The 24,387-nt window shown below is 69.0% G+C and carries 25 protein-coding genes; 10 read left to right on the top strand and 15 right to left on the bottom strand.

Going from position 1 to position 24,387, the window contains the following annotated elements:
• Positions 1 to 39: 39 nt before the first annotated feature.
• From ASF54_RS00360 to ASF54_RS00345, 4 genes are read right to left on the bottom strand one after another with little or no spacing between them, the layout of a single operon-like run.
• Positions 40 to 504 (bottom strand): MaoC family dehydratase, encoded by a 465-nt coding sequence (locus ASF54_RS00360; RefSeq protein WP_055957396.1) that lies wholly within the window; start codon positions 502 to 504, stop codon positions 40 to 42.
• Positions 505 to 524: 20 nt separating this feature from the next.
• Entirely contained in the window at positions 525 to 1,352 is an 828-nt protein-coding gene (gene fabG, locus ASF54_RS00355; RefSeq protein ID WP_084815842.1) for a 3-oxoacyl-ACP reductase FabG, read from the bottom strand.
• A gap of 47 nt (positions 1,353 to 1,399) precedes the next feature.
• Positions 1,400 to 2,602 carry an acetyl-CoA C-acetyltransferase gene (locus tag ASF54_RS00350; protein ID WP_055957394.1) on the bottom strand — a complete coding sequence of 401 codons (1,203 nt, stop codon included), beginning with the start codon at positions 2,600 to 2,602 and terminating at the stop codon, positions 1,400 to 1,402.
• Between the two features lie 10 nt (positions 2,603 to 2,612).
• Complete coding sequence (locus tag ASF54_RS00345) at positions 2,613 to 3,803, bottom strand: acyl-CoA dehydrogenase family protein (RefSeq protein ID WP_055957391.1); 1,191 nt, start codon at positions 3,801 to 3,803, stop codon at positions 2,613 to 2,615.
• Positions 3,804 to 3,909: 106 nt separating this feature from the next.
• Between ASF54_RS00345 and ASF54_RS00340 the strand changes: the two genes are divergently transcribed.
• From ASF54_RS00340 to ASF54_RS00330, 3 genes are read left to right on the top strand one after another with little or no spacing between them, the layout of a single operon-like run.
• Positions 3,910 to 4,551 (top strand): QsdR family transcriptional regulator, encoded by a 642-nt coding sequence (locus ASF54_RS00340; protein WP_055957388.1) that lies wholly within the window; start codon positions 3,910 to 3,912, stop codon positions 4,549 to 4,551.
• A gap of 4 nt (positions 4,552 to 4,555) precedes the next feature.
• Positions 4,556 to 5,014 (top strand): acyl-CoA thioesterase, encoded by a 459-nt coding sequence (locus ASF54_RS00335; RefSeq protein WP_235480892.1) that lies wholly within the window; start codon positions 4,556 to 4,558, stop codon positions 5,012 to 5,014.
• Between the two features lie 31 nt (positions 5,015 to 5,045).
• Complete coding sequence (locus tag ASF54_RS00330) at positions 5,046 to 6,659, top strand: long-chain-fatty-acid--CoA ligase (RefSeq protein ID WP_055957385.1); 1,614 nt, start codon at positions 5,046 to 5,048, stop codon at positions 6,657 to 6,659.
• Positions 6,660 to 6,743: 84 nt separating this feature from the next.
• Here the strand turns inward: ASF54_RS00330 and ASF54_RS16235 are convergent, their stop codons facing one another.
• From ASF54_RS16235 to ASF54_RS00315, 3 genes are all read right to left on the bottom strand, one after another.
• Positions 6,744 to 7,331, bottom strand: a complete 588-nt coding sequence (locus ASF54_RS16235) for a hypothetical protein (protein ID WP_157509970.1) — start codon at positions 7,329 to 7,331, stop codon at positions 6,744 to 6,746.
• Between the two features lie 436 nt (positions 7,332 to 7,767).
• Positions 7,768 to 8,292: a hypothetical protein gene (locus tag ASF54_RS16715; protein ID WP_200919550.1), complete on the bottom strand. Its 525-nt coding sequence runs from the start codon at positions 8,290 to 8,292 to the stop codon at positions 7,768 to 7,770.
• A gap of 50 nt (positions 8,293 to 8,342) precedes the next feature.
• Positions 8,343 to 8,843, bottom strand: a complete 501-nt coding sequence (locus tag ASF54_RS00315) for a hypothetical protein (RefSeq protein ID WP_055957377.1) — start codon at positions 8,841 to 8,843, stop codon at positions 8,343 to 8,345.
• Between the two features lie 97 nt (positions 8,844 to 8,940).
• Between ASF54_RS00315 and ASF54_RS00310 the strand changes: the two genes are divergently transcribed.
• Positions 8,941 to 9,891, top strand: a complete 951-nt coding sequence (locus ASF54_RS00310; RefSeq protein WP_055957374.1) for a patatin-like phospholipase family protein — start codon at positions 8,941 to 8,943, stop codon at positions 9,889 to 9,891.
• 111 nt (positions 9,892 to 10,002) lie between these two features.
• Positions 10,003 to 10,551: a hypothetical protein gene (locus ASF54_RS00305; protein WP_055957371.1), complete on the top strand. Its 549-nt coding sequence runs from the start codon at positions 10,003 to 10,005 to the stop codon at positions 10,549 to 10,551.
• Between the two features lie 8 nt (positions 10,552 to 10,559).
• On the opposite strand, the gene ligD is transcribed toward ASF54_RS00305, so the two are convergent.
• Positions 10,560 to 11,567, bottom strand: coding sequence for a non-homologous end-joining DNA ligase (gene ligD / locus ASF54_RS00300; protein ID WP_055957368.1), 1,008 nt, complete (start codon positions 11,565 to 11,567; stop codon positions 10,560 to 10,562).
• Positions 11,568 to 11,735: 168 nt separating this feature from the next.
• Here ligD and ASF54_RS00295 point away from each other — a divergent pair, with 168 nt between their 5' ends.
• From ASF54_RS00295 to ASF54_RS00285, 3 genes are read left to right on the top strand one after another with little or no spacing between them, the layout of a single operon-like run.
• Positions 11,736 to 12,803 (top strand): ATP-dependent DNA ligase, encoded by a 1,068-nt coding sequence (locus ASF54_RS00295; RefSeq protein ID WP_055957364.1) that lies wholly within the window; start codon positions 11,736 to 11,738, stop codon positions 12,801 to 12,803.
• A 60-nt stretch (positions 12,804 to 12,863) separates the two neighbouring features.
• Positions 12,864 to 13,355 carry an SRPBCC family protein gene (locus ASF54_RS00290; protein WP_055957361.1) on the top strand — a complete coding sequence of 164 codons (492 nt, stop codon included), beginning with the start codon at positions 12,864 to 12,866 and terminating at the stop codon, positions 13,353 to 13,355.
• A 24-nt stretch (positions 13,356 to 13,379) separates the two neighbouring features.
• Positions 13,380 to 13,904: a DoxX family protein gene (locus tag ASF54_RS00285; RefSeq protein WP_084815839.1), complete on the top strand. Its 525-nt coding sequence runs from the start codon at positions 13,380 to 13,382 to the stop codon at positions 13,902 to 13,904.
• Positions 13,905 to 14,042: 138 nt separating this feature from the next.
• Here the strand turns inward: ASF54_RS00285 and ASF54_RS00280 are convergent, their stop codons facing one another.
• Positions 14,043 to 14,555, bottom strand: coding sequence for a DUF427 domain-containing protein (locus ASF54_RS00280; protein ID WP_055957359.1), 513 nt, complete (start codon positions 14,553 to 14,555; stop codon positions 14,043 to 14,045).
• Positions 14,556 to 14,644: 89 nt separating this feature from the next.
• Here ASF54_RS00280 and ASF54_RS00275 point away from each other — a divergent pair, with 89 nt between their 5' ends.
• The gene (locus tag ASF54_RS00275; RefSeq protein ID WP_157509969.1) at positions 14,645 to 15,346 is read left to right on the top strand and encodes a hypothetical protein; all 702 of its coding nucleotides are present in this window, start codon (positions 14,645 to 14,647) and stop codon (positions 15,344 to 15,346) included.
• A gap of 22 nt (positions 15,347 to 15,368) precedes the next feature.
• On the opposite strand, the gene ASF54_RS00270 is transcribed toward ASF54_RS00275, so the two are convergent.
• The 3 genes from ASF54_RS00270 to ASF54_RS00260 all read right to left on the bottom strand — a co-directional run bounded on the left by ASF54_RS00270 (position 15,369) and on the right by ASF54_RS00260 (position 16,869).
• Complete coding sequence (locus ASF54_RS00270; protein ID WP_084815838.1) at positions 15,369 to 15,701, bottom strand: DUF1294 domain-containing protein; 333 nt, start codon at positions 15,699 to 15,701, stop codon at positions 15,369 to 15,371.
• Between the two features lie 160 nt (positions 15,702 to 15,861).
• Positions 15,862 to 16,257, bottom strand: a complete 396-nt coding sequence (locus ASF54_RS00265) for a hypothetical protein (RefSeq protein ID WP_055957354.1) — start codon at positions 16,255 to 16,257, stop codon at positions 15,862 to 15,864.
• Positions 16,258 to 16,320: 63 nt separating this feature from the next.
• Positions 16,321 to 16,869: a CGNR zinc finger domain-containing protein gene (locus tag ASF54_RS00260; protein ID WP_084815837.1), complete on the bottom strand. Its 549-nt coding sequence runs from the start codon at positions 16,867 to 16,869 to the stop codon at positions 16,321 to 16,323.
• Positions 16,870 to 16,940: 71 nt separating this feature from the next.
• Here ASF54_RS00260 and ASF54_RS00255 point away from each other — a divergent pair, with 71 nt between their 5' ends.
• Entirely contained in the window at positions 16,941 to 17,933 is a 993-nt protein-coding gene (locus ASF54_RS00255; protein WP_055957352.1) for an EamA family transporter, read from the top strand.
• A 104-nt stretch (positions 17,934 to 18,037) separates the two neighbouring features.
• On the opposite strand, the gene ASF54_RS00250 is transcribed toward ASF54_RS00255, so the two are convergent.
• The 3 genes from ASF54_RS00250 to ASF54_RS00240 are packed head-to-tail and all read right to left on the bottom strand — an operon-like array spanning position 18,038 to position 24,313.
• Positions 18,038 to 19,987 (bottom strand): S9 family peptidase, encoded by a 1,950-nt coding sequence (locus tag ASF54_RS00250; RefSeq protein WP_235480891.1) that lies wholly within the window; start codon positions 19,985 to 19,987, stop codon positions 18,038 to 18,040.
• Positions 19,984 to 21,771, bottom strand: a complete 1,788-nt coding sequence (locus ASF54_RS00245) for an N-acetylglutaminylglutamine amidotransferase (RefSeq protein ID WP_055957350.1) — start codon at positions 21,769 to 21,771, stop codon at positions 19,984 to 19,986. Before ASF54_RS00245 ends, ASF54_RS00250 begins: the two co-directional genes overlap by 4 nt.
• A gap of 1 nt (position 21,772) precedes the next feature.
• Positions 21,773 to 24,313, bottom strand: coding sequence for a glutamate--cysteine ligase (locus ASF54_RS00240; RefSeq protein ID WP_055957349.1), 2,541 nt, complete (start codon positions 24,311 to 24,313; stop codon positions 21,773 to 21,775).
• Positions 24,314 to 24,387 lie beyond the last annotated feature (74 nt).

Here is a 24,387-nt window from a genome sequence, read left to right as displayed (position 1 = left end):
GCTCTCGAATTTGCGGCCGGCGGGCAGAATGCCGCTAGGTCAGGCGGACTCGGGCACGAAGAGCGTCACCGTGTCGACGACGAGCGCCGGCCGCTCCACGCCCTCGATCTCGACGGTGAGCCGGTAACCGAGCCGCACGCCGCTCGCGCCGGACGCAGCCGACGTGATCTCGCCGACCGCGCGCACCCGACTGCCGACCAGCACCGGCTGCAGAAACCGCAGCTTGTCGGCCCCGTAGTTGATCACCTGGGCTGTGCCGTCGACGCGAAGCAACTCCTCCGCGAAGGCGGCGGTGAGCGCGAGCGTCAGGAAGCCGTGTGCGATCGTCGCTCCGAACGGACCCTCAGCCGCGCGGGCCGGGTCGGTGTGGATCCACTGCTGGTCGCCGGTGGCATCGGCGAACGCCTGAATCCGCCCCTGGTCGATGGTCACCCACGACGACGGGCCGAGGATCCTGCCCTCCGCTCCGACGAGGTCGGCCGGACTCGCGAAGACGGCCGGCACCGACGCCTCATCCGCCCCGCTCAATCGAGCGGCCCACCCGCCACGTAGAGCACCTGGCCCGAAACGTAGCCCGCCTCTTCCGAGCAGAAGTAGGCCGCAGCCGCCGCGATGTCGTCGGGCTGACCGACCCGGCGAACGGCGATCTGCTTCGCCGCCTCTTCGAGGAACGTGTCGAGCGACACCTTCATGCGCCTGGCCGTCTCCTCGATCATCGCCGTCTCGATGAAGCCGGGAGCGATCGCGTTGGCGGTGATCCCGAACGGCCCGAGCTCGATCGCCAGCGTCTTCGTGAAGCCCTGCATGCCGGCCTTCGCGGCCGAGTAGTTCGCCTGCCCGCGGTTGCCCAGCGCCGACGACGACGACAGGTTGACGATGCGCCCCCACTTCGCCTCGACCTGGTACTTCTGCACTTCGCGGCTCATCAGGAAGGCACCGCGCAGGTGCACTCCGAGCACGGCGTCCCAGTCGTCGACGCTCATCTTGAAGAGCAGGTTGTCGCGAAGGATCCCGGCGTTGTTGATCAGCACGGTCGGCGGGCCGAGCTTCTCGACGACCGTCTCGACGGCCGCTTTCACTGACACCTCGTCCGAGACATCGGCCGCAACACCGATCGCCGTCCCGCCCGCGGCAGTGATGGCGGCGGCCGATGCATCGGCATCCTCCTGCCGCAGGTCGATCAGGGCGACGGCCATTCCGTTGCGCGCGAGTCGGGCTCCGACGGCGGCGCCGATGCCGCGCGCTCCCCCGGTCACGATCGCGATGCGCTGGTCAGAAGCGCCGTGCTGGTCCGAAGCGCCGTGCTGGTCAGAAGCCTCGTGCTGTGCAGAGACGCTGTCTTGGTCGGTCATGGTGGTTCCTTTCGTGTTCGTATCCGCGAGGGTCGACCGGCAGTGCTCTACGAGAGCCGCTCGACCACCATCGCCATCCCCTGGCCGCCGCCGACGCACATCGTCTCGAGGCCGAAGGTGGCGTCGCGCGTCTGCAGCCCGTTCAGCAGCGTTCCGGTGATGCGGGCGCCGGTCATGCCGAACGGGTGCCCGACGGCGATCGCCCCGCCGTGCACGTTGAGCTTGTCGTGCGAGACGCCGAGCTCGCGGGCCGACGGGATCACCTGCGCGGCGAATGCCTCGTTGATCTCGACGAGGTCGATGTCGTCGATGGTCATGCCGGCGCGGGCGAGGGCCTGCTTCGACGCCTCGACCGGTCCGAGGCCCATGATCTCGGGCGAGAGTCCGGTGACGCCGGTCGACACGATGCGCGCCAGAGGTGTGATGCCGAGCTGCGCCGCACGGCTGTCGCTCATGACGACAAGCGCTGCGGCCCCGTCGTTGAGCGGGCAGGCATTGCCCGCCGTCACGGTGCCCTCCTGGCGGAAGACCGGCTTGAGGCCGGACAGCGTCTCGACGGTGACTCCGGCTCGAGGGCCGTCGTCAACCGAGACGACCGTACCGTCGGGCAGGGTGAACGGCGTGATCTCGCGCTGCCAGAACCCGTCGCGAATGGCCTGTTCAGCCCGATTCTGCGAGAGTGCCGCGAACTCGTCCTGCTCGTGGCGCGAGATGCCGAGCAGTCCTGCGACGTTCTCTGCGGTCTCGCCCATCGAGATGTAGGGGTCGGGCAGGTCGCCCCGGGAGCGAGGATCGACCCAGACGCCCGCGGGATCCTGGAATGTCGGAAAGAGCGGGTTGCGAAGATCTTCGCCGGGGATGTAGTCGCTCGACCCTCGGGCCGCGCTCGACACCGACTCGACACCGGCCGAGATGAACACGTCGCCTTCGCCCGCCTTGATGGCATGGAACGCCATGCGGGTGGTCTGCAAGCTCGACGAGCAATACCGGTTGACGGTCGTGCCGGGCAGGCGGTCGTAGCCGAGGGCGACCGCGACGATGCGAGCGATGTTCATACCCTGCTCACCGCCTGGCATGCCGCAGCCCATCAGCAGATCGTCGATGGATTCAGGGTCCAACTCGGGCACCTTCGAGAGGACGTCGCGCACCGCGATCGCGGCCAGGTCGTCCGGGCGGATAGCGCGGAGGGACCCCTTCATGGCACGCCCGATCGGGGTGCGGGAGACGGCGACGATGACAGCTTCGGTCATGATCGGCGCCCTACGAGACGAAGGCGCTCGTGCCGGTGATGGCGCGCCCGACGATCAGGGAGTTCATCTCACGAGTGCCCTCGAACGAGTAGATGGCCTCGGCGTCGGCGAACCGACGGGCGACGCCGTAGTCGAGCACGATGCCATTGCCACCCATCACCTCGCGGCACCAGCCCACGGTCTCGCGCATCTTCGACGTGGCGAACGACTTGGCCATCGACGCGTGGGCATCGGTCTGGCGCCCCTGGTCGAGGAGGTCGGAGGTCTGCATGCACAGCGCGATCGACGCCGAGATGTTCGAGAGGCAGCGCGACAGGAGGTCTTGCACGAGCTGGAACGACGAGAGCTTCTTGCCGAACTGCTCGCGTTCGGTGACGTAGGCGACGGCTGATTCGTAGGCGCCGATCGAGTTGCCGATCGCCTGCCAGGCCACGTCTGCCCGGGTCAGCAGGAGCACCTTGGCGGTGTCGCGGAACGAATTGGCGAGCTGGAGGCGACGCTCTTCGGGCACGACGACGTCGGTCATCGTGATGTCGGCGTTCTGCACGATGCGGAGGCTCTGCTTGCGCTCGATCTTGGTGGCCGTGAAACCGGGGGTGTCGGTGGTGACGAGGAATCCCTTGACCTGGCCGTCCGCGGTGTCGCGGGCCCAGATGACGACCACGTCGGCGAAGGTGGCGTTGCCGATCCAGCGCTTCTGGCCGTTCAGCGTCCAGCTGTCGCCGTGACGCGTGGCAGTGGTGCGGAGGCCGCCGGCCGCGTCGGATCCTGAGAGCGGTTCAGTCAGACCGAATGCCCCGATCACTTCGCCGGTGGCCATCTTGGGCAGCCACTCCGCGCGCTGCTCCGGGCTGCCGGCGAGGCCGATCGAGCCCATCGCGAGACCGGAGGTGACGCCGATGAACGTCGATACGCTGCCGTCGACGCGCCCCGACTCGAGGGCGGCCCAGCCGCGGTACTTCGCGGTGTTCTCGAACTGGCGCGACTCCTCCCAGATGGGCCCGTAGGCGCCCAGCTCGGCCAGGGGTTTGATCACCTGGTGCGGAAACTCGGCGCGCTCCCAGAAGTCGTCGGCGATCGGGGCGACCTCGGATTCGAGGTAGGCCCGGAGGTCGTGGATGTTGTCGTTCTCGCGGGCGGTCAGCGCGTCTTGCGCGAAGTAGAAGTCGCTTGAGAGGTAGTTCGTCTTCGACGTGGTCACAGTCACGGTTCAGCTCCATTGCTTGACGATCGATCAGGTGTGACACCATCATGCATCGTTTTGCGAAATGTTGCACGAGCTTCCCAGGAGACCTAGAGTCGGGGTCATGTCGACGCCGACCCAAGCACCCGTGGCCTTCGCGGCACTCGCCGCGCAGCGGGTGCCCTCCGAGCTCGCGGCACGGCTCGCTCGCGGCGACCACCCCGACACCATCCGTGCGTTCGTCTTCGCCCGCCGCACCTTCCTCGCTGGCGAGCGGGTCGACATGAACGATCTCGCAGCCCGTCTCGGCGTCGACCGCACGTCGCTCTTCCGCTGGCTCGGCAACCGCGACGCCCTGCTGAGCGAGGTGCTGTGGTCGCTTGCCGAGCCGACCCTCGTGCGGCTCGAACGCGCCTGTGATCTCACCGGAGCGGCTCGGCTCACCTCGATCCTCGGCGACTTCGTCGAGACTCTGATCGCGGCCCCGTACTTCCAGGGCTTTTTGAATAAGGAGCCGGCGCGGGCCCTTCGCGTGCTGACGACGAAAGACAGCCAGGTGCAGCGCCGCTACCTCGCCACGGTCGAGGCCATACTCGAGGCCGAAGTGGCTGCCGGGAGCATGGCGTTCGACCTCGAGACGCACGACCTGGCCTACCTGCTGGTGCGGGTCTCGGAGTCGTTCACCTACGCCGACCTGATCACCGGCGAGATGCCGAGCGCGTCCCGCGCCCGGGCCGCCTTCGCCTACGTCCTCCGGGAGGGATGACACCGTGACCACCACGACCCCGTCGAGCACGCCCACGACGACCGGCCCGTATCGCCAGAAGATCGCGACCCGCTGGGCCGACAACGACATGTACGGCCACCTCAACAACACGATCTACTACCAGGCGATGGACACCGCCATCAACACCTGGTTCATGAGCCGAACCGGCCTCGACCCGCTGCACGACGACGTGATCGGATTCTGCGTGTCGTCGTCGTGCCAGTTCAGAGCGGCGGCGGGGTTTCCGGAGGAGCTGGTGGTCGAGCTGCGATCGGTGCGAATCGGAACGACGAGCCTGGCGTGGTCGCCGCGGATCCTGCGCTCCTCTGACGACTCGCTGCTCGCCGACGGCACCTTCGTCACCGTCTTCGTCGACTCGGTGAATCGGCGCCCGGTGCCTGTTCCCGAGCGCATCCGCACCGCTCTCGAGGCGGCGTTCGAGCTCGTTCCCGCCTCTCACTAGCTCTTCCCTTGTTCTTCGAAAGGACCGAACAATGACGTTCACCACCTCCTCCCCCTCGACCGCCGACCTCCTCGGCGGTCCGGGCCTCGGCACCCTGTCGATCGCGGCGATCCTGTCGGAGACGGCCGCGCGGCATCCCGAGAGCCCCGCCGTGCACTTCCGCGGGCAGACGACCACGTACGGGCAGCTCTGGAACGAGACCCGCGCCTACGCCGGAGCCCTCCGTGCCCGGGGTGTGGGGCGGGGCGACCGGGTGGCGTTGATCCTGCCGAACGTGCCCGACTTCTGCCGCGCCTACTACGCGGTGCTCTCGCTCGGGGCGATCGTGGTGCCGATCCACCTCCTGTTCAAGCAGGAGGAGATCGAATACGTGCTGCGCGACTCGGGCGCCGTCCTGGCGATAGTTGCCGCGCCGCAGCTCGGCGAGGCACTTCCCGCCGCGGCGGCCGCCGGTGTGCCCATCGTGTCGGTGCTGCTTCCCCTCGACGCGCCGACGCCCGTGCCCGTCGATCGGTTGGAGGTTCTGGCCGCCACCGCCACACCCATCGACCGCTATGAGTCGGTCAACCCTCTGGCGGCCGCGACGATCCTCTACACCTCGGGAACGACCGGTCACCCGAAGGGCGCCGTCGGCTCTCACCTCGCGATGATCGAACAGGTCAGCACCGAGCTGATCGACTGCACCGACATGGCCGCGACCGACGTCGTCTTCGGCGGACTCCCGTTCTTCCACGCCTTCGGTCAGACCACCGTGCTCAACACGGTGTTCCGGCGCGGGGCCTCCATCGTGCTGCTGCCGAAGTTCGACCCGGCCGAAGCGCTCCAGCTGATGGTCGACACCCGCACGACCATCTTCACCGCCGTGCCCACGATGTACATCGGCCTTCTCGCTGCCGCCTCCTCCCCCGCCGCGAGCCACCTGCGCCCTCCGCTCCGCTACGCCGTCTCGGGCGGCTCCGCTCTTCCGGTCGCGGTGCTCGAACGCTTCGAAGAGACGTTCGGCGCCGTCATCCAGGAGGGCTACGGGCTCACCGAGACCTCTCCGGTCGCGACCGTCAACGACCTCAAGGATCCGCGCCCCGGCACGATCGGACGCGCCATCTGGGGCGTCGATGTCGAGATCGTCCAGCCCGACGTCGAAGACCACGTCGTCTTCCTCCCCGACGGCGAGCTCGGCGAGATCGTGATCCGCGGCCACAACCTGATGAAGGGCTACCTCGGCAACCCGGAGGCGACCGATGCCGCCATGGTCGACGGGTGGTTCCACACCGGCGACCTGGGCACGAAGGACGCCGACGGCATCGTCACGATCGTCGATCGCAAGAAAGACATGATCGTGCGCAACGGCTACAACGTCTACCCGAGCGAAGTGGAGGACTGCCTGATGCGGCACCCCCTCGTCGCCAACGCGGCCGTGTTCGGCGTGCCCGACGACGTGCACGGGCAGGAGGTGCACGCTGCGGTGATCGCGCGCCCCGGTGTGTCGCTCGACTGCGAGTCGGTGATCGCGTTCGTGCGCGAGCACCTCGCGGCCTACAAGTTCCCGCGCGAGGTGCACGTGGTCGAGGCCCTGCCGATCGGTGCGAGCGGCAAGGTGCTGAAGCGAGAGCTGCAGCGCGAGTTCGCTGCTGCTCCGCTCCGCTAGCTCCCGCCCCACCAGCCGCGAGGCACCCCGGGTTGGCCAAATATGGGCTGGCATCCGGGGGTTATTTGGCCATTCGGGGGTGCCTCACCTCCTGCGAGAATCACGGAGGGGGATGCCTGCCCGAAGGAGGATCTCCTGGAGGCGAGTCGGATTCCTCGCGACCGCATAGCGCCATCTGACGATATTTCGAACCTCGGGGAGAGCGAGAAGGGCGTCGGTGCGATCTTTCTCGTCGAAGAGCACCTGCTCCATCGTCCGGCCGCCTCGCATCCGTTCGTCGAGATACTTCTGCCCGCCGTCGAACTCACCGATCTGGCCCACCGTCTTCCACCAGAAGTCTCCGTAGTAGGTGCGGCCCCCGGGGCAGGTGAACTTCTTCTGCAGCTCAGGAGTCTCGAAACCCAGGAGATGGATCTGGCCTTTGCTGATGGATTCGCCCGCTGACTTCGACCCCGGGTGGGCGATTTCGAGGGCCGAGCGCACGGCGGCGATCCCGCGGAAGCCTGACCTCAGAGCGATCTCATCGCGCAGCTCCTGGCGAGTGACGAGTCCTGTGGCCAGCGCGTAGTCGAACGCGAGGAGTGCCGAGAGAAATCCACCGGCCAACCCCATATCGACCGCGGTTCGGCTTGCCGACGTGCACCGAACGCCCCGCACGATGCTGACTTCCACAGCGAGTCTCGAGGGATGCAGCACCACACGCGAGGTCACTTTGCCCGTCGTCCGACAGTGTGCGATGACCTGCACACGCTGGGGCCACTCATCGAGAACGGGAAAGCCCCACACGGCGCCGGCGGAGGCGTGGCTCACCACGACATGGGGACCCGCACGGGCGAGAAGCGCCCGAATAGCGGCGAGGTGACGCTCACGAGCAGAGAACTGCTGCCAGTCGTCCGCAGGGAGGTACAGCCCCGGTCGCACCCGCACGAAAGTGCCGCGAGAAGCCTCCCGCCGAAGCCGCCGACCGGGCTCCCCACCGGCAGCGAACTGGGCGGGGGTGACGAAGCGCGGGTCCATCCCCCGAGCGTGGCCGAACCGTCACCGGCCCGAGCCGCCGCGCGTGCCGACGGTGGAGAACAGCGCTAGCGACGCGACTGTGGAGACGAGGTCAGCCGCAGTACGTCGTGATCGCCGCCACGTCTTTCTGCACGGCCGCGAAGGCCCGCTGGACTCGGGGCGCACCCGTGAGGGGGTGCTCAGCGGCATTCTGCACGGCGGTGGTGAGCGTGCCGAGGTCGTCGGAGACGTCGCGTACGAGCGTCTTGGCACGCGGATCCTGGATTTCTGAGACGACGCCCTGCACCGTCGTCGTCGCCGATTCGAGGGCCGAGACAGCAGACGACGGATCGGCGGCGAACGTGCTCGCGGTCGACGACAGCTTCGAGGTCACATCGTCGAGCGACGAGTCGAGCGCCTTGCACGTCGCCGCCTTCACCGCAGCCGAGGCCGTCGCCGTGCCAGTGGCCGAGCCGCCCGAAGAACCAGAACCAGACCCAGACCCAGACCCAGACCCAGACCCAGACCCAACAGGATCCGACACCCCGGCCCCCGGCCCGATCGGCGAGCAGGCAGCGGCCACGACGAGCACGGCAGCGGCGAGGGCGGTCGATCCGAGGGCACGGTGGAGAGGCATGCACTACCTCTACCAAACGAATCCGGGAGAACAACCCGGCGGAGAAAACCCTAGGAGCAGTAGGTGCCGACGGCGGCGAAGTCTTTCTGCATGGTCGGCGAGAGGTCCTGGAGCTTCTTCAGGGTGCCCTGCGGGTCGCTCTTAATCGTCTGCGCGGCCTTTGCGAACGCCTTGAGGTCTTCGCCGGCCGGCTTGACCACGTCCGCAGCGCCGGGTTCGGTCACCTGCGATTCCGTCTTCTGGAAAGCGGTCGACAACTTCTGGATGGCCGCGATGGCTGCTTCCGGGTCGGTCGAGATCTTGGTCGTCGATGCCGTCATCTCGGACGACGCCTTCTGCACGGAGTCTTTGATCAGCGAGCAGGCCTCGGTCTTCGTCTGCGTCGACGATCCGGACGCCTCGCTCGACTTCGGGGTGCTCGTGCTGTCGCCGGCCGCCTTGTCCGAGCCCGAGCCGCCACCGGACGACGAGCACCCGGCGACGGAGACGACGAGCAGCCCGGCGAGCAGAGCGGCGGGAGCAGCGGTACGGAGGCGTGCTGACAGATTCATGGGATGGCTTCTCTCGGTTCGGGACACGGAGAGACGTCTGATCGGTTCCCCCCGGAAAGTGAAAGCCTAGCCAGGATGACGCGAATAGGCTCGGATCATGACAGGAACGACATCTGACTCCCCTCGCCGCGCACTCGTCCTCGGAGGGGGTGGCATTGCCGGTATCGCCTGGCATCTCGGTGTTCTCGCTGAACTGCAGTCCCAGGGCATCGATGCGGGCGCCGCCGATCTGGTCGTCGGAACGAGCGCAGGATCCGTGGCGGGAGCCATTCTCCGCTTCGGCCACGTCGACGCCGTGTACGACGCCCAGGCCACCTCGGCCGCTCCGTTCGGCGCCGCGGATGCTGCCGCCGCCGGCATCCCCCCGGAAGGCGCCGGAGTCTCGCCCGACAGCGCGGCCGCACCCGCACCCGCCCTCGACATGGCCACGTTCGGTCAGCGCCTCGCCGAGGTCGTCGCCGGCGCGACCGGCCCGGAAGACGCCCGTGCCCGCCTCGGCCGTGCGTCGATCGCATTCTCGCAGGGGGTCCAATCGCCGCTCCTGGCGCAGGTCGGCGCCCAATTCCCCGAGGCCGCAGGCTGGCCGTCCGCCCCGCTCGGTGTCTGCGTCGTGAATGCCGAAGACGGCGAATTCCGGGTCATCGACTCCTCCGACGGCATCCCGCTTTCCCGTGCCGTCGCCGCGAGCTGCTCCGTGCCCCTCGTCTTCCCCACCGTCGAGATCGACGGCGTGCACTACATCGACGGCGGCGCCCGATCGGCGACGAACGCCGATGTCGCGGCCGGTTACGACCGAGTGCTCGTGCTGTCGTGCGGCGCCGAAGACGCTCGGAGCCCCATGGGCCCGCAGCTCGACGCGGCAGTCGCCGGCCTCCGCGATGACGCCGACAGCCCGAGCGCCGTGCTCGTGGTGTCGGCCGACGCTGCGAGTCTCCAGGCGTTCGGCGGCAACTCGCTCGACGACGCGTCGCGCGTTCCGTCGGCTCTTGCCGGTCGAGCTCAGGGGGCATCCGTCGCCGAGTCCGTCCGCGCGTTCTGGCAGGCGTGAGCTCGTCAGCGTGAACGCCGTGCGCCGAGATCGCAGTTCTCGTCGGGTGCTCCCGACCCGAACTGCGATCTCGGCGGCCGTCTCGTCCAACTCGACCGCTCCCCCCGGCGCATGACCGACGCATCCGGCGACTCCGCCGACTCGGCCCAGCCCGCAATCGACCCCGCGCAGGCTGCCGCTGATCTCGAGCGGCTCTTGCGAGCGACTGTCGAGCGGCTCGACGCCTCGGGCGCTCGCGACGAGGCCCTCGGCGAGGTGCGGTTGCCGCGCGGCTTCGGGCCCTTCAAGACAAGCGTCCAGATCGCGCCGGTCGGCCGGGCCTGGCGCCTCGGCATCCTGCTGGTGACGAGCGACGCACGCCTCTTTCGCGTCGGCCGCATCACGCGTGCGACCGAGACCGGTCGACCTCAGAGCCTGTCGTTGTCGGTGGAGCAGCGCCGTGCCGAGCGGGTCGCCGCGACCAAGGGGCACTTCGCCGAGGGCGAGGTCGTGAATTTCGAGTACGAGGCGATCGCCCTGGATCCTGAGTCTCTCGCTCGCGGTGATGGCTCACTGTCCATCGACGGCTCGCGAGTCGTCCTCGCCTGGAACTCCCCCGGCGACCGCCGCGACCTGGCGGCGTATCTCGACGAGATGTTCGTGCTCCTCTTCGACTCCTAGCCCGCAGCTCACCCCTTCTTGGCGCGCGACGGTTGCACCCGCGGGGGCTCGCCCGGCATCTTCGGAAAGTCGGGCGGGAACGGAAGCTCACCGAGACCGGCCTCGACGTCGCGGGCCCACCACTCGAGCAGCGGGGCGATCGAGGCACCCGGCGCCTCGTGCATTCCGTGCCACGGGTCGCCGGTCGATGCCAACCGCGAGGGCACGCTGAGCACGGTGAAGAGCGCAGGATCCGCGGATCCTAATTCGTCCCACCCGAGTGGCGCCGACACGGTGGCCCCGGCCAGGGCTCTCGGACTGTAAGCGCCGGCCATGGTCCGGTCGCGATTCGCCTGGTTGAAGTCGACGAAGATTCGTCTGCCTCGTTCTTCCTTCCACCAGTTCGTCGTCACCCGCTCGGGCATCCGCCGCTCGAGCTCGCGCGCGGCAGCGATCACGGCGTGCCTCACCTCGAGGAACTCGTGCTCGGCCGCGATGGGAGCGAACACGTGCAGACCGCGGTTGCCGCTCGTCTTGACGAACGCGGTGAGTCCGGCATCGGCCAGCACGTCACGCAGCGCGAGGGCTACCGGGATGGCATCGCCGAAGTCGGTGCCGGGTTGCGGGTCGAGGTCGATGCGGAGCTGGTCCGGGAAGTCGGGGGCGTCGGCGCGCGAGGCCCACGGATGGAACACGACCGTGTTCATCTGCGCGCCCCAGACAGCGGCGGCGGGTTCGTCGATCACGAGCTGCGGGTGCACGCGGCCGCTCGGGTAGGTGACGTCGGGCGCTCGAATGTACGACGGTGCACCCTTCGGCGGGTTCTTCGAGAAGAACTGCTCTCCGTCGATGCCGCCCGAGAATCGTTGCAGCGAGATCGGCCGCCCACCGTTGTGCTCGACGAACGGCTCGCCGACCGCGACGAGGTACTTCGCGAGATCGAGCTTGGTGATGCCTGGCTCGGGGTAAAGGACGCGGCCGGGCGACGAGATGCGCACCTCGCGGGTCCCGTCGGGGCCGGGTACTTCGAGGACCACTGCGTCGGATCGCTCTCGCCGGCGGCCGGGCGAAGTCGGCGGGTGTTGTGAGGTGTGGGCGGGTGCTGCAGCACCCGCCCACACCACACGACACCCGCCCATTCACGGGGAACGCCCGCCCAACCGGCACAGGAACACCCGCCGACGGACGAGAGCACACTGGCACGCATGATCCCCAGCGCGGAGAACCCGGTCACGCCGATGCTCGCCAAGGCCGTGCCGACGGTACCCGAACCCGACTCGGTGGAGGGCGGCCTCGTCTACGAGCCGAAGTGGGACGGCTTTCGCGGCCTGATCTACGTCGAGGAGCAGGAGAACGGGCCGAGCAGGGTCGAGATCGGAAGCCGCGGATCGAAGATGCTGACGCGGTACTTCCCCGAGCTGGTGGCCGAGATCGCAAGCCAGGTCTCCGGATCCTGCGTTCTCGATGGTGAGATCGTCGTGCGCCGCGGGGAACCGGGCGCGGAGCGGCTCGACTGGGAGGCCCTGTCGGCCCGGATCCACCCGGCCGCCTCGCGCATCGCGGCCCTGTCGAGCGAGACTCCCGCGTCGTTCATCGCGTTCGACCTGCTCGCGTGCAGCGATCTCGATCTCACCGGGGTCCCGTTCGCTGAGCGGCGAGCCGCCCTCGTCGACCTCTCGGCGTCGTTCCGAGCACCGCTGCACCTCAGCCGGACGACCGACGACGTCGAGGTCGCGAGGCGCTGGCTCGACGAGTTCGAGGGAGCGGGCCTCGACGGCGTCGTCGCCAAACCCCTGAGCTCGATCTACGAACCGGGCAAGCGCCGCATGCTCAAGATCAAGCACCACCGCACGGCGGATGTCGTCGTGCTCGGCTATCGAGTCCACACCTCAGGATCCGGCGTGGGGTCGCTCCTGGTCGGCCTCTATGACGCCGACGGCGCCCTGCAGAATGTCGGTGGCATCTCGGCATTCACCGACAAGCGTCGGGCCGAGCTGGTCGACGAGCTCGCACCCGACGTCATGCGCGACGACGACGGTAAGGCGGTCACGGGAGAGACCGAGCGGAGCCGCTTCTTGTCGGGCAAAGACGTCTCGTTCGTGCGCCTCGCGCCCACCCGCGTGGTGGAGGTGCGCTACGACCAGATGGAGGGGCGCCGCTTTCGGCACACCGTGCAGTTCGACCGCTGGCGGCCCGACCGGGACGCGCGCTCGTGCACCTACGACCAACTCGAGATCCCGGCCGCCTACGACTTCGGCGACGTGGTGGCGTGACGGCGTCAGTGGTGCAGGATCGCCCTTCACAGTGAAGCCCGGCAGCACTAGCATCGGCCCATGACCGACACCGCCAGCACTGCGTATTCGTCCATCGAGCGCTCCACGGTGATTCGGTCCGGTCCCGAGCCGATCGTCGACGTGCTGGCAGACTTCACCCGCTGGCCGGAGTGGTCGCCCTGGGAGGGCACGGACGCCGAGACGAAGCGCACCTACGCGGGCACGCAAGGATCGGTCGGAGCCCACTACACCTGGGAGGGCAACCGCAAGGCGGGCGCAGGATCCATGGTGGTCACCCGCATGACACCGGGTACCGTCGAGGTCGACCTGACCTTCTCACGTCCGTTCAAGGCTTCTAACCGGGTGATCTTCGACCTCACTCCCGTGGCCGACGCTTCGAGCGACGGGGCCACGAAGGTCGTCTGGACGATGCTCAGCCCAAAGACCACCCGGTCACGCCTCATGGGCATCTTCCTGAACATCGACAAGCTCGTCGGCGGTGACTTCGACAAGGGCCTGGTGGCACTTAAGGCCCTCGTCGAACGCCACTGACCCGGTCGGAGTAGAACAACCCTTATGACTCTCGGCACAACTCTTCTTCGCATCACCGTCGGCGGCTTCTTCGTGGGGCACGGCCTCCAGAAGCTCAACGGATCGTTCGGCGGCCCCGGGTTGGAGGGCGTGACCGGAATGATGGGCAGCCTCGGCATCCACCCCGCCAAGCGCAATGCCCTCCTCGCGGCGGCGACTGAGACCGCGGGCGGCGCGGCCGTCGTGCTCGGCGCCGCCACGCCCCTCGCCGCGGCAGGACTCATCGGCACGATGGTCACCGCGGTGCGCAAGGTGCACCTGAGCAACGGACCGTGGAACGCCGACGGCGGCTACGAGTACAACGCCGTGCTGGTCGCCGCGCTCGGAGCGATCGCCGCCGGGCCCGGCCGTGCCTCGTTCGACGGGCTCATCGGCAAGAAGAAGTGGGGAGCCGGCGGCACCCTGTTCGCCCTCGTCGCCGGGTTTGCCGCGTCGGCCGCCGTCATCGAGCTCGGCAAGCGGAACGCCCCGCCCGCCGAGCCCGAGGCACCGTCGCCCGACGCCGTCTAGTTCGGCTCTGCTGTTCGGTGTTGCCGCGACATTTTGAGAGCGATTCGGTTCGTCAGGCACCCCCACGGGTGCGGCTGAAGCAGAATCGCTCTCAGAGTGGCGGCGCGTGCGTGCCGACCGGGCTACCTACCGACCCAGCTACCAACCGAGCGTGCCCGGCGCGCCCTTGAACGGCCCGACGATCTTCGACGTGATCCAGCCGCCGTAGAAGTCGCCCTCCTGTGCCTGCACCACCTCGCCGCCGACCTCGCATGACTCCATCGCAGACGGGTAGACCGCGACGTGGTCGCGCAGCATCTCGTAGCCTGCCCACGGCTCTCGGTAGGTCCAGGCCGAGCGCTCTGCAGTCACTCCGCCACCCGTCACGCTGAGGTACGACGCCTGGCCTTTGAATTCGCAGAGCGAGCGACCGGGCGCAGGATCCAACGCCCCGGCCACGAAAGCGGCCCGAGGCAGGTAGTACACGGGCGGGTGGCTCGTCTCGAGCACGCGGAACGCTTCGCGTGTCTCGGCCACCGCCACCCCGCCGAGGCGCACCACGACCCTCTCGGTCACGGGCTCCACTCGTGGCGGGCGCGGGTAGTCCCACACCGATTCCTGGCCGGGCCCGGGCTCGATCGGCTTCACGGGCGCGCGTCTCACGTGTCTCATGCATCCATCGTGCTCTCTCCTCCCGCAGATCCCCTCAATTCGTCCTCAGGGCGGAAAGCACCGTCGCGGGTATCGCCTACCCTCGAATGGTGCCCACCCGACGCCGACCTGCGACCCGCCGCGGCGCGGGGTCCGGGCGGCGCGGCAGCTCCGGGCGTCGAACCGGTCGTGCGGCTGTGCCGGGGGCGTCGTCGCGGATCCTCGGTTTCGGAGTCGCTCTTGGTGGCGGCCTGGTGATCGCCCTCGCGATCGCGATCGTGATTGCGGCTAGGTCGGCGCTGCTCGGGAGTTTCGAGTCGTCGGCGGCGGCACCCACTGCGGCGAGTGTCTCGTGCCCGGCCGCTGCGCCTAAACAGATCGGCACGGTGCACGTGCCGGCCGGTCCGATCGCCGGGTACTGCCAGGATCAGCTGATCAACGCCGCGCACATCATCAACGCCGCGCGCGCCCTCGGCATCGGCACGCACACGCAGGCGGTCGGCGTGATGACGGCGATGGGCGAATCCAGCCTCGTCAACGTCGACCACGGCGATGCGGTCGGACCCGACAGCCGCGGTCTGTTCCAGCAGCGCGACAACGGCGCGTGGGGCAGCTACACCGACCGGATGACGCCGTTCACCGCGGCGACGAGCTTCTTCACCAAGCTCGTGAAGGTGCCGGGCTGGCAGACCATGCAGCCGACGCTGCTCGCGCACACGGTGCAGGTCAACGCCGATCCGCAGCACTATGCGTCGTACTGGCCCGCCGCTGTGGCTGTTGTCGAGGAGCTGTCGGGGCCTGTGCCGAATTAGCAGCCGGCATTGTGTCGGCGGATCAGACGAACGCGAGCACCACGACCGCGTTCACCGTCACGGTCGCCCAGAAAGCCCACTGGAATGACGACTTGCGGGTCTTGTGCCGGAACACCTGCTGCGCGACCACCGCGCCGGGCCACCCGCCGAGCACGCCGACGATGAGCAGGTTGCGCTCCGAGATTCGCCAGGAACCGCGCCGCGCAGCCCGCTTGTCGACGCCGTACACGACGAACAGCAACACGCTCAGCACGAGATAGATCCAGGGCGCTCCCCACGGGAACTCCCTCCACGACGCCCGCCAGACGAAGAGCGCCGCGAAGGCCGGGACCGAGAGGAGGGGCAGCAGGCGCATGACGCGACCCTAGCGGCGCCGGTGTTCACAACTCTGGCAAAGTGGCGCCACGAGCCTCGCGAGGCTTTCAGCGAAGTGACGCGTTTCGGCCAACTGCACTCGGCGCTCCGCGTCGGTTTGGCCGAACCGCGTCACTTCGGCCGGGCCCGCCCTCGAAGCGCTACCCGAACGCCGGCGACGGCACCCGCACCGGCGGCCTCGACACCCGCGGCGGCCGAACGAGGGCCTTCAGCCGCTTCTTCACGCCGCCCCAGATCTTCTTCTTGCGGCCCTTGAACCAGTCGTCGTCATCGCCGTGATTCTTGAGCTCTTGCGACAGTAGGTACGCGGCCATCAGAAGGCTGAGAGAGGAGAACGGCTCGCCCGCGAGACTGCCGACGATGCCCGAGACGGCGAACCCGACGATGACGGCCCAACTGAGCAGGCGCCGCTGCGTCAGGGCGACGTAGCGCTCGCGCGACCCCCGCACCGCCTTCGAGGCGCGCACGCTGACCATCGTCTCGGCCAGGATCGCGGCGAAGAGAACGATCGAGATGCTGTAGCTGATGGTCTGCATGAGGTGTCTGCTCCTGCGCTCATTCTCCGCCTCGGATCCTGAACCGGCGCTATCGAATTCCGATCAGTCGGCTGCGCGGGCGCGGAACGCCACCATGTTCATTCGGTTGCCGCACCGGACGCTGCAGAACCGCTTCGACGAGTTGCGCGAGAGGTCGGCGAACACGCCCTCGCAGTCCGGGGCGCCGCACTCTCGCAGACGGTCGAACTCGTCGGTCCGCAGCACGTCGACGAGCGCGAGGGCGACCTCGACGCGCATGCGCTCGGCCAGGGGCGCGGTCGGCTCGGTCGCGTGCAGGTGCCAGTCGAATTCGTCGTGCCGCACGAGCTGGGGCAGAGCCGAGGCGTCGCGCAGCAGCCGGTTGACGAGGGCGACCGCGTCGCCCCGATCGAGCGCGAACAGCCGGCGAAACAGGTCTCGGGCGTCGAGCACCTCGGCGAGCTCGGCCGGGTCGCGATCGAACCGCCCCGAGTAGCGGTACTCGTCGAGCAGCGCGGTCAGGGCGGCAGGATCCGGCAGCCCGTCCTCTCCCGACCGGGTGGCGCCCGGGGCGGTGTTCACGAGCGCCACGACGAACTCCAGCGTCTCAGTTGTGTCAGGGGCAAAATGCAAGTTGACTCCTTACTCACGGCAACACTAGCGTGTGGATCATCCACCCCGCCACCCTCCCGCCAGGAGTCGCCATGCCCCGCTCCACCACCTCGACCGGCCTCGTCATCGCCGTCGTCGCCGCCCTCACCTTCGGCCTCTCGGGCGCCTTCGCCAAGCCGCTGCTCGAGGCGGGCTGGAGTCCGGCCGCCGCGGTCACCGTGCGGTCGCTCGTCGGCGGGCTCGTGCTGACACCGTTCGCCGCCGTCGCCCTCCGCGGTCGCTGGAACGCCCTCTGGCGGAACCGCTGGCGCATCGTCGCGACCGGCGCGATCGGCGTCGCAGCCACGCAGCTCACCTATTTCGCCGCACTCGAGCGCGTGCCCGTCGGCACGGCGATCCTGCTCGAATACATGGCGCCGCTCCTGCTTGTGGCCGTCGCCTGGGCCCGGAGCCGCCGACGACCCCAGTCGCTGGTGCTCATCGGCAGCGTGGTCGCGCTCGTCGGCCTGGTTCTGGTCGTGGCCCCAGGATCCGGCGTCGCCCTCGATCCGGTCGGCCTCCTCTTCGCCGTCGGCGCCATGGTCGGCTGCGCCATCTACTACGTCGTGGCCGCTGCCCCGCCGAACGGGCTCCCCGCCGTGGCACTCGCCGCTTTCGGTCTGCTGCTCGGGGCCGCGTCGCTCGCTCTGGCCGGTGTGGTGCGCCTGGTCCCCTTCCAGGCACCCCTCGGCGATGTCGCGCTGTTCGGGTCACCCGTCGCCTGGTGGGTGCCCGTCGTCGTGATCGGCGTCGTCGCGACCGCGATTGCCTACACCGCGAACATCGCCGCCGCCGAGCGGCTCGGATCGCGCCTCGCCTCGTTTGCGGGCCTGCTCGAAGTGGTCGCCGCGACCTTCTACGCCTGGCTCCTCCTCGGCGAGCGGCTCACCGTGCCGCAGCTGCTCGGCGGCGGCGCCATCCTGGTCGGGATCGCGTGCGTCCGAGCGGCGCGGAGCGACGCCCCGACAGCCGCGCTTCCGACGACGCTCGACCAGACGCCGACGGGGTCGGTGCCGATCGTGCCGACGCCGGCCCAGCCGGCCTGAGCCGACCGCGCGGGCACGGTCGTGCTCAGCGGCGATGCGCGGATCCTTCGCTTACCGTTTTAAGCACGACTCACCGTCGTCTCGGTTAGCGACGCGTAATTCGTTTAGCGATGCTCCGCGCCGACCCCGAGAGCGCCAGCCACGAACTCGACCATGCGCGCGACCAGCGCCCGCCGTGACTCGAGCCGGCGGTACTCGTGCCCCTCAGCCGCGAGCTCGAGATAGTCGACCGGCGCCGCTCGCGCTCGAAGGGCCTCGACGATCTGGTGGGCCTCGCCGATCGGCACGTTCGTGTCGAGCTCGCCGTGCACCACGAGCAACGGCACGGCGATGTCATCGACGGCGCGCATCGGCGACAGCGCGGTGAGCAATGCCGCGTCGTCGACCGGGTGGCCGTACTTCGTAGTGGCGGCGGAGGCGATCCAGGGTTCGGTGTCGCGATAGAAGGTGTGGAGGTCGCTCATTCCACAGACGCTGACCCCGGCCGCGAACACGTCGGGCGTGAACGCGAGAGAGGCGAGGGTCGCGTAGCCGCCGTACGAGCGGCCCTCGACGGCGATGCGCGAGGCATCGGCGAGGCCCCGGGCGACGAGGTGGTGCGCGGCGTCGACCACGTCGGCCAGTGCTGACCAGCGCAGTTCGAGGTCGTCAGCGTGCACGAACTCCTTGCCGAAACCGGACGATCCACGGATGTTCGGGGCGAACACGGTGATGCCGGCCGCGGCCAGAGCCTGGTGCTGGGCCGAGAAGGTGGGGCGCTCCTGCGATTCGGGGCCCCCGTGGAGGTGGATGAGGGCGGCGGCGCCGGATCCTGCCCCGGTACCAGCCGAACCGGACGAGACAGCCGAACCGGACGACTCAGTCGAACCGGACGAGACAGCCGGGTACAGCCACCCCGTCAGTGTGAGCCCGTCGCGCGCCGTGAACGTCTCGAGTGTGGGCTCGACGAGACCGTCCGGCAGCGTCGGCCCGTCGGTCACGCGCGTCCAGGTCAGTGCCGCGGTGTCGAGCCGCCACAGCTCGCGCGGTCGCGTCGGCCCCTCGACCGTCGCGAGCACGCTGCGCCCGTCGCGGGAGAGCACCGGGTGCGTCACGACCTGGCCGGGAACACCGGGCACGGGCGAGAAGGATCCGGCAGCCGTGTCGTAGAGATCGAGCTCGCTGCGCCCGGCGACATTCCAGACGAGCAGCAGCAGGCGCCCGGCATCGTCGGCGTCGAGTTCTTCGAGTTCGGCGTCGTCGCGCCCCGCGAGCACGCGGGCTGTGCCCCGCCAGCCGTGCGGGCCGATCGGCATGGCTACCAGCTGTCGGCGCGGGAGCCCCGCCTCGGTCGAGAGATACGCGATGAGCGGGCTGGATTCGCTCTCGGGCGCGGGGCGGATCAGCGCCGTCTCGGCCGACCCGGCCCACGGCGAGGTGAGCAGGGGGTGGTCTTCGTCGGTGAGCCGGTCGACGATCACGACGAACTCGTGTCCGCGGCCGCCGTCGCGGAGCACGACGAGTCGCTCTTCGACCGAGAGGTCGAGGATGTGGATGAGGTCGCCCGAGGCGAGATCGACGCGGTTCCCGTCGGAGGGGTCGACGAGATACGAGCGGGCCGGCTGCTCGGGCTCGGTCGACGGAAGCGTCACGACGACGCGGTGACCGCTGCGCGACCAGGGGCCGAGCTCGGCGTGCTGGTCGCGCGAGCCCGCGATCCGCTGCGCGTCGGAGCCGTCGGGGCGCACGACCCAGACCTGCTGCCGCACTCCCCCGTCGGTGGCGACGGCCACGGCGAGCCAGTCGCTGTCGGCCGACCACGAGACCGCGATCACAGGGTCGTCCGAGAGTCGGATCCGGGTCGGCGTCGGCAGTGAGCCCGCGACGACGACATCTTGCACGAAGACCTCGGGCGTGCCGAAGCGGTCGCTGACGAACGCGACACGGCGGGCGTTCCGAGTCATCGTCGGACCCCACGATCCCCACGCGCCGACGAGCGACTCGACGAACGGGTCGGCGAGCACAGGATCCGCCACGGCCGACCCCGACGCAACCCCGCCCGCAGGGCCGCTCACGACGCCACGCCCTGCGCCTGCAGCCACATCTCAAGCGTGGCGAGCTGCCAGAGCGCGTTCGATCCGAGGGTCGTTCGGGCGGAGTTCGGGTTCGCGAGCATCGATTCGACGGTAGCCGGATGGAACAGCCCGCGCGACTTCGCGGCTGGGTCGAGCAGAGCTTCGCGGACCTTCTCGAGGTAGGGGCCTTCGAGCTGGCGGATGGCCGGCACCGGAAAGTAGCCCTTGGTCCGGTCGATGACCGCGTCGGGCACGATGCCTCGGGAGGCGCGCTTCAGCACTCCCTTGCCCCCGTCGGCGAGTTTCAGATCGGGCGGGATCGCCCCGGCGAGTTCGACGAATTCGTGGTCGAGAAAGGGGACGCGCGCTTCGAGCCCCCAGGCCATAGTCATGTTGTCGACGCGTTTGACCGGATCGTCGGTGAGCATGATGGTCGTGTCGAGACGAAGTGCGGCGTCGACAGACGTGTCGGCGCCGGGGCGAGCGAAGTGGGCTCGAACGAAGGCCGACGGCGAGTCGTTCTCCTCCAGCCATTCGGGCCGCAGCCAGCGTTTCATGTCGTTCCAGCGCCGGTCGAAGAACACCGACGCGTAGGCCTCGGCAGCCCCATCGCGCGGCACACCGGCGAGTGGCGGATACCAGTCGTAACCGCCCAGCACCTCGTCGGCACCCTGGCCCGATTGGACGACCTTCACCGACTGCGACACCTCCTGACTGAGCAGATAAAAGGCGACGCAGTCGTGGCTGACCATCGGCTCGCTCATCGCGGCGATGGCTCCGTCGATGCCCGGCAGGAGCTTGTCGGAGGCGATGGGGATCCGGTGGTGCTTCGTGCCGAATTCCTTCGCGACGATCGAGGAGTACTCGAATTCGTCGCCCGACTCTCCGCCGGCCGAGTCGAAGCCGATGCTGAAGGTCTCGAGATCGGTCTGGCCCGCCTCGGCGAGCAGCGCCACGACGAGGCTCGAATCGATGCCGCCCGAGAGCAGCACCCCGACGGGAACGTCGGCGACCATGCGCCGCTTCACAGCGGTGCGCAGCGAATCGATGACCGCGTCCTGCCACTCCGTCTCGCTCCATCCGCTCCGCGCGGGATCCCGAGTGAACGAGGGCTCCCAATAGGTGGTGTCGTCCACCTCGCCGGTCGGGGAGACCACCCGCACGGTCGCGGGCGGCAGCTTCTTCACCCCGGCGAGGATCGTACGCGGTGCCGGCACGACCGAGTGAAAGGTCATGTAGCTCGCCAGCGCCTCCGAGTCGATCGACGTGTCGATGCCGCCACCCGCGAGCAGGGCGGGCAGCGTCGACGCGAACCGCAGGCGCGAAGCGGTCTGCTCATAGTAGAGCGGCTTGATGCCGAGGCGGTCGCGGGCGAGGATCAGCCGACCGCTGCGATGCTCCCAGATGGCGATCGCGAACATGCCGATGAGGTGGTCGACGAAGTGCGTTCCCCACTCGGCAAAGGCCTTGAGGATCACCTCGGTGTCGGAGGTGGAGAAGAAGTGGTGACCCTTCGCCCGCAGCTCGTCGCGGAGCTCGACGTAGTTGTAGACCATGCCGTTGTAGGCGATCGTCAGGCCGAGCTCGGCATCGACCATCGGCTGCGCGCCGCCGGGCGACAGGTCGACGATCGACAGTCGCCGGTGCGCCAGACCCGCAGGCCCGCGCGACCAGAGGCCGTCGCCGTCGGGGCCCCGATGCACCTGGCACCCGGCCATGCGGGCGAGCGCGGCGACATCCGCCCGCTCACCATCGAATCGAAGCTCACCGGCGAGTCCGCACATGTCAGTTCTCCTCTGAGGGCTCGGGGCCGATGATCCAGGTGTCTTTCGCCCCGCCGCCTCGCGACGAATTGACGACCATGCTCCCCTCCGGGGCGACCCTCGTCAGCCCGAAGTCGGCGAGCCGGCTCTGCGTCGGGCCCACGCCCGTCAGGTAGACGAACGCCCGGAGGTCGACATGGCGCGGCTCGAGGCCGCGCGCGGTCAACGTCGGATGCGACGACAGGGTCACGACCTCCTGGGCGACCCAGCGAGCCGGGTCTTCGGCGATCTCGGCGCGACGCTCCGCAACGGCCGCCGCGTTGGCGCTCGGCCCGATCAGCACGCCGTGCCCGCCCTCGCCGTCGACCGGCTTCGTCACGAGCTCGCCGACACGATCGAGCACGCTGAGCTTCTCGGCCTCGTCGCTCAGGCGATAGGTCGGCACCGACTCGAGCAGCGGCTTCTCGTCGAGGTAGTACTCGATCAGATCGGGCACCGCGACGTACATCGCCTTGTCGTCAGCGAGACCATTGCCCGGGGCGTTAGCGAGAAACACGTCGCCGGTCGCCGCGACGTCCATGATCTTCACGCCGAGGTCGGGGTCTGCCGCACTCGCCACCTCGATCAGCTCGATGTCGAGGCGCAGGTAGAGCGTGTCGATGACTCGGCCGGTGGCCCGCTCGACCACCCGGTGATCGCTCACCGCGAGATCGTCGGCGGTCACCAGCAGAAACCCGGCGCCCTCGGCAAGCGCTTTGTGCTCGTACCAGGCCGAGCTGTCGGATCCTGCGCTCAGAACGGCGCCCGTGGGATCGTCGCTCTTCGCGTGGGCCAGGAGGGTCTCGCGGAGCAGACCGAAGACGGTCTCAGGATCCAGCAGCCCGGCTGGTCGCGGAGCCTCCGGCACGATCTCGTCGAGAAGGTGGCGGACGGCTACCGCGTAGGCCGCACCACTCGGGCTCCGGACGTTGTCTTCGAGCACCCGCCAGCCGCCGAACTCGTTGCGGATCAGGTCGAAGCCCTGGATCGGCGCGTGGACCGTGCCGGTCGGCAGAAGCGCCGCCTCGACACGCCAGCCCATCGCGTCGACGACATCGGCCTCGGCCAGCACGCCGTCGGCGACGATCCGTCTCGCGCCGTAGGCGTCCTGGAGAAACGACTCGATCGCCCGTGCCCGCTGCGTCAGGCCCTCGGCGAGCTGACTCCACTCGTGGTTCGTCACGATTCGCGGCACCAGATCGACGGTGAAGCCGCGGAGCTCGCCGCCAACGGTGAAGCTCAGACCCCGATTCTTCGTCCAGGTGTCGCGTGCGTCGGCCCGCTGCCGGATGGTCTCCGGGTCGAGCTGACGAAAGTAGCCCGCGATGTCGGCGTAGGCCGGTCGCGCCCGAAGTCCCGGTCCGATCGCCTCGTCACCGGCGCGGAAGCGGTAGCCCTTGATGCTCGGAGTGCTCGCGGCATCGCCGCCGGCCGGACCGTGCGTCTCTTTGACGACCAGGTCGACCACATCGTCGATACGGCCGTTCTCGGCATAGGCGGCGCGTTGCCGATCCGCCGAGTTGCCGCGCGCCAGCGTCTGCTCGATCAGCCCCTCGACGTCGGCCCAGTCTCCGAGCTCTTCAAGCTGCGGGCGGAGTGACGCCGACAGCTGCCGGACCGCCTGCGCCGCCGGAAGACGCTCGGGATGCACGCCGAGATCGAGCAGCTCGCCCGTGAGCCCGGCCCGGGCGGCTTGCCACATCGCGGCCCGGTGAAGCGGCTGCGCGCGGAGCTTCTCGGGCTTGCCGTCGAGGATGTCGACCTCCGCCTTCCGCACCGCGGCGCGGAACAGCCCGGCGATCAGCACGGCATCGTCGACCAGCGGGCAGGCGTCACAGGTGCGGAGCTCGAGCGTCGGTGCGTGAGACGACGGTCGAACGTCGAAGTAAGCCATCTTGGCGTCGGCGATCACTCCGGAGCCGATCAGGTCTTGCACCAGGCGGTCGTACTCCCCCGCGTTCGCCATCGGCCCCGTCGCGCCGGCACTCGGCCAGCGCTGCCAGATGATCGAACGGATGCTCGCGTAACCCGTGTCTTGGCCGTTCCAGAACGGCGAACTCGCGCTCAGAGCCAGGAGAGCTGGCAAGACGGGAGCCACGCGACCCATGATCTGCACGGCCATGTCGCGATCGGCCACCCCCACGTGCACCTGAAGGCCACAGATCAGCTGCTCGTCGACGAGCATGCGGTACTGCTCCTGCATCCGGCCGTAGCGGCCGGTCGTCGTCAGCTCGAAGTCGGCGAACTCGCTCCGCGGGGCGGTGCCGGCTGCTGCAATGGCCAGCTCGGCATCGGTAGCGACATCGACCAGCTCTTTGCGCAGAGCGAGGATCTCGGTGCGCAGATCGGTGAGGTTCGTGACCACGGGCACGTTCGTCTCGACCGTGGTGCGCTGGAGCTCGGCGCCGAACTTCTCGGGCGGCAACTTCGAGAGCAGCTGGGGCGCTCGGGCCGACAGCCGCTTCGTTTGCAGGTCGATCAGGTGCAGCTCTTCTTCCGCCCCGAGGGTCAGCTCCGCGCTCATTTCTTGACCGTAGTCGGTCGGGGGCTCGCGCGGGAGTCCGGTTACGTGACGCTTAGTGTTTGCACATGCGGGGG

This window comes from Frondihabitans sp. Leaf304 (genome assembly GCF_001423105.1).
In the GTDB taxonomy this organism is placed as follows: Bacteria; Actinomycetota; Actinomycetes; order Actinomycetales; family Microbacteriaceae; genus Frondihabitans.
The sequence above is the reverse complement of the archived record's forward strand: the minus strand, read 5'-3'. Positions and strand labels throughout refer to the sequence as shown.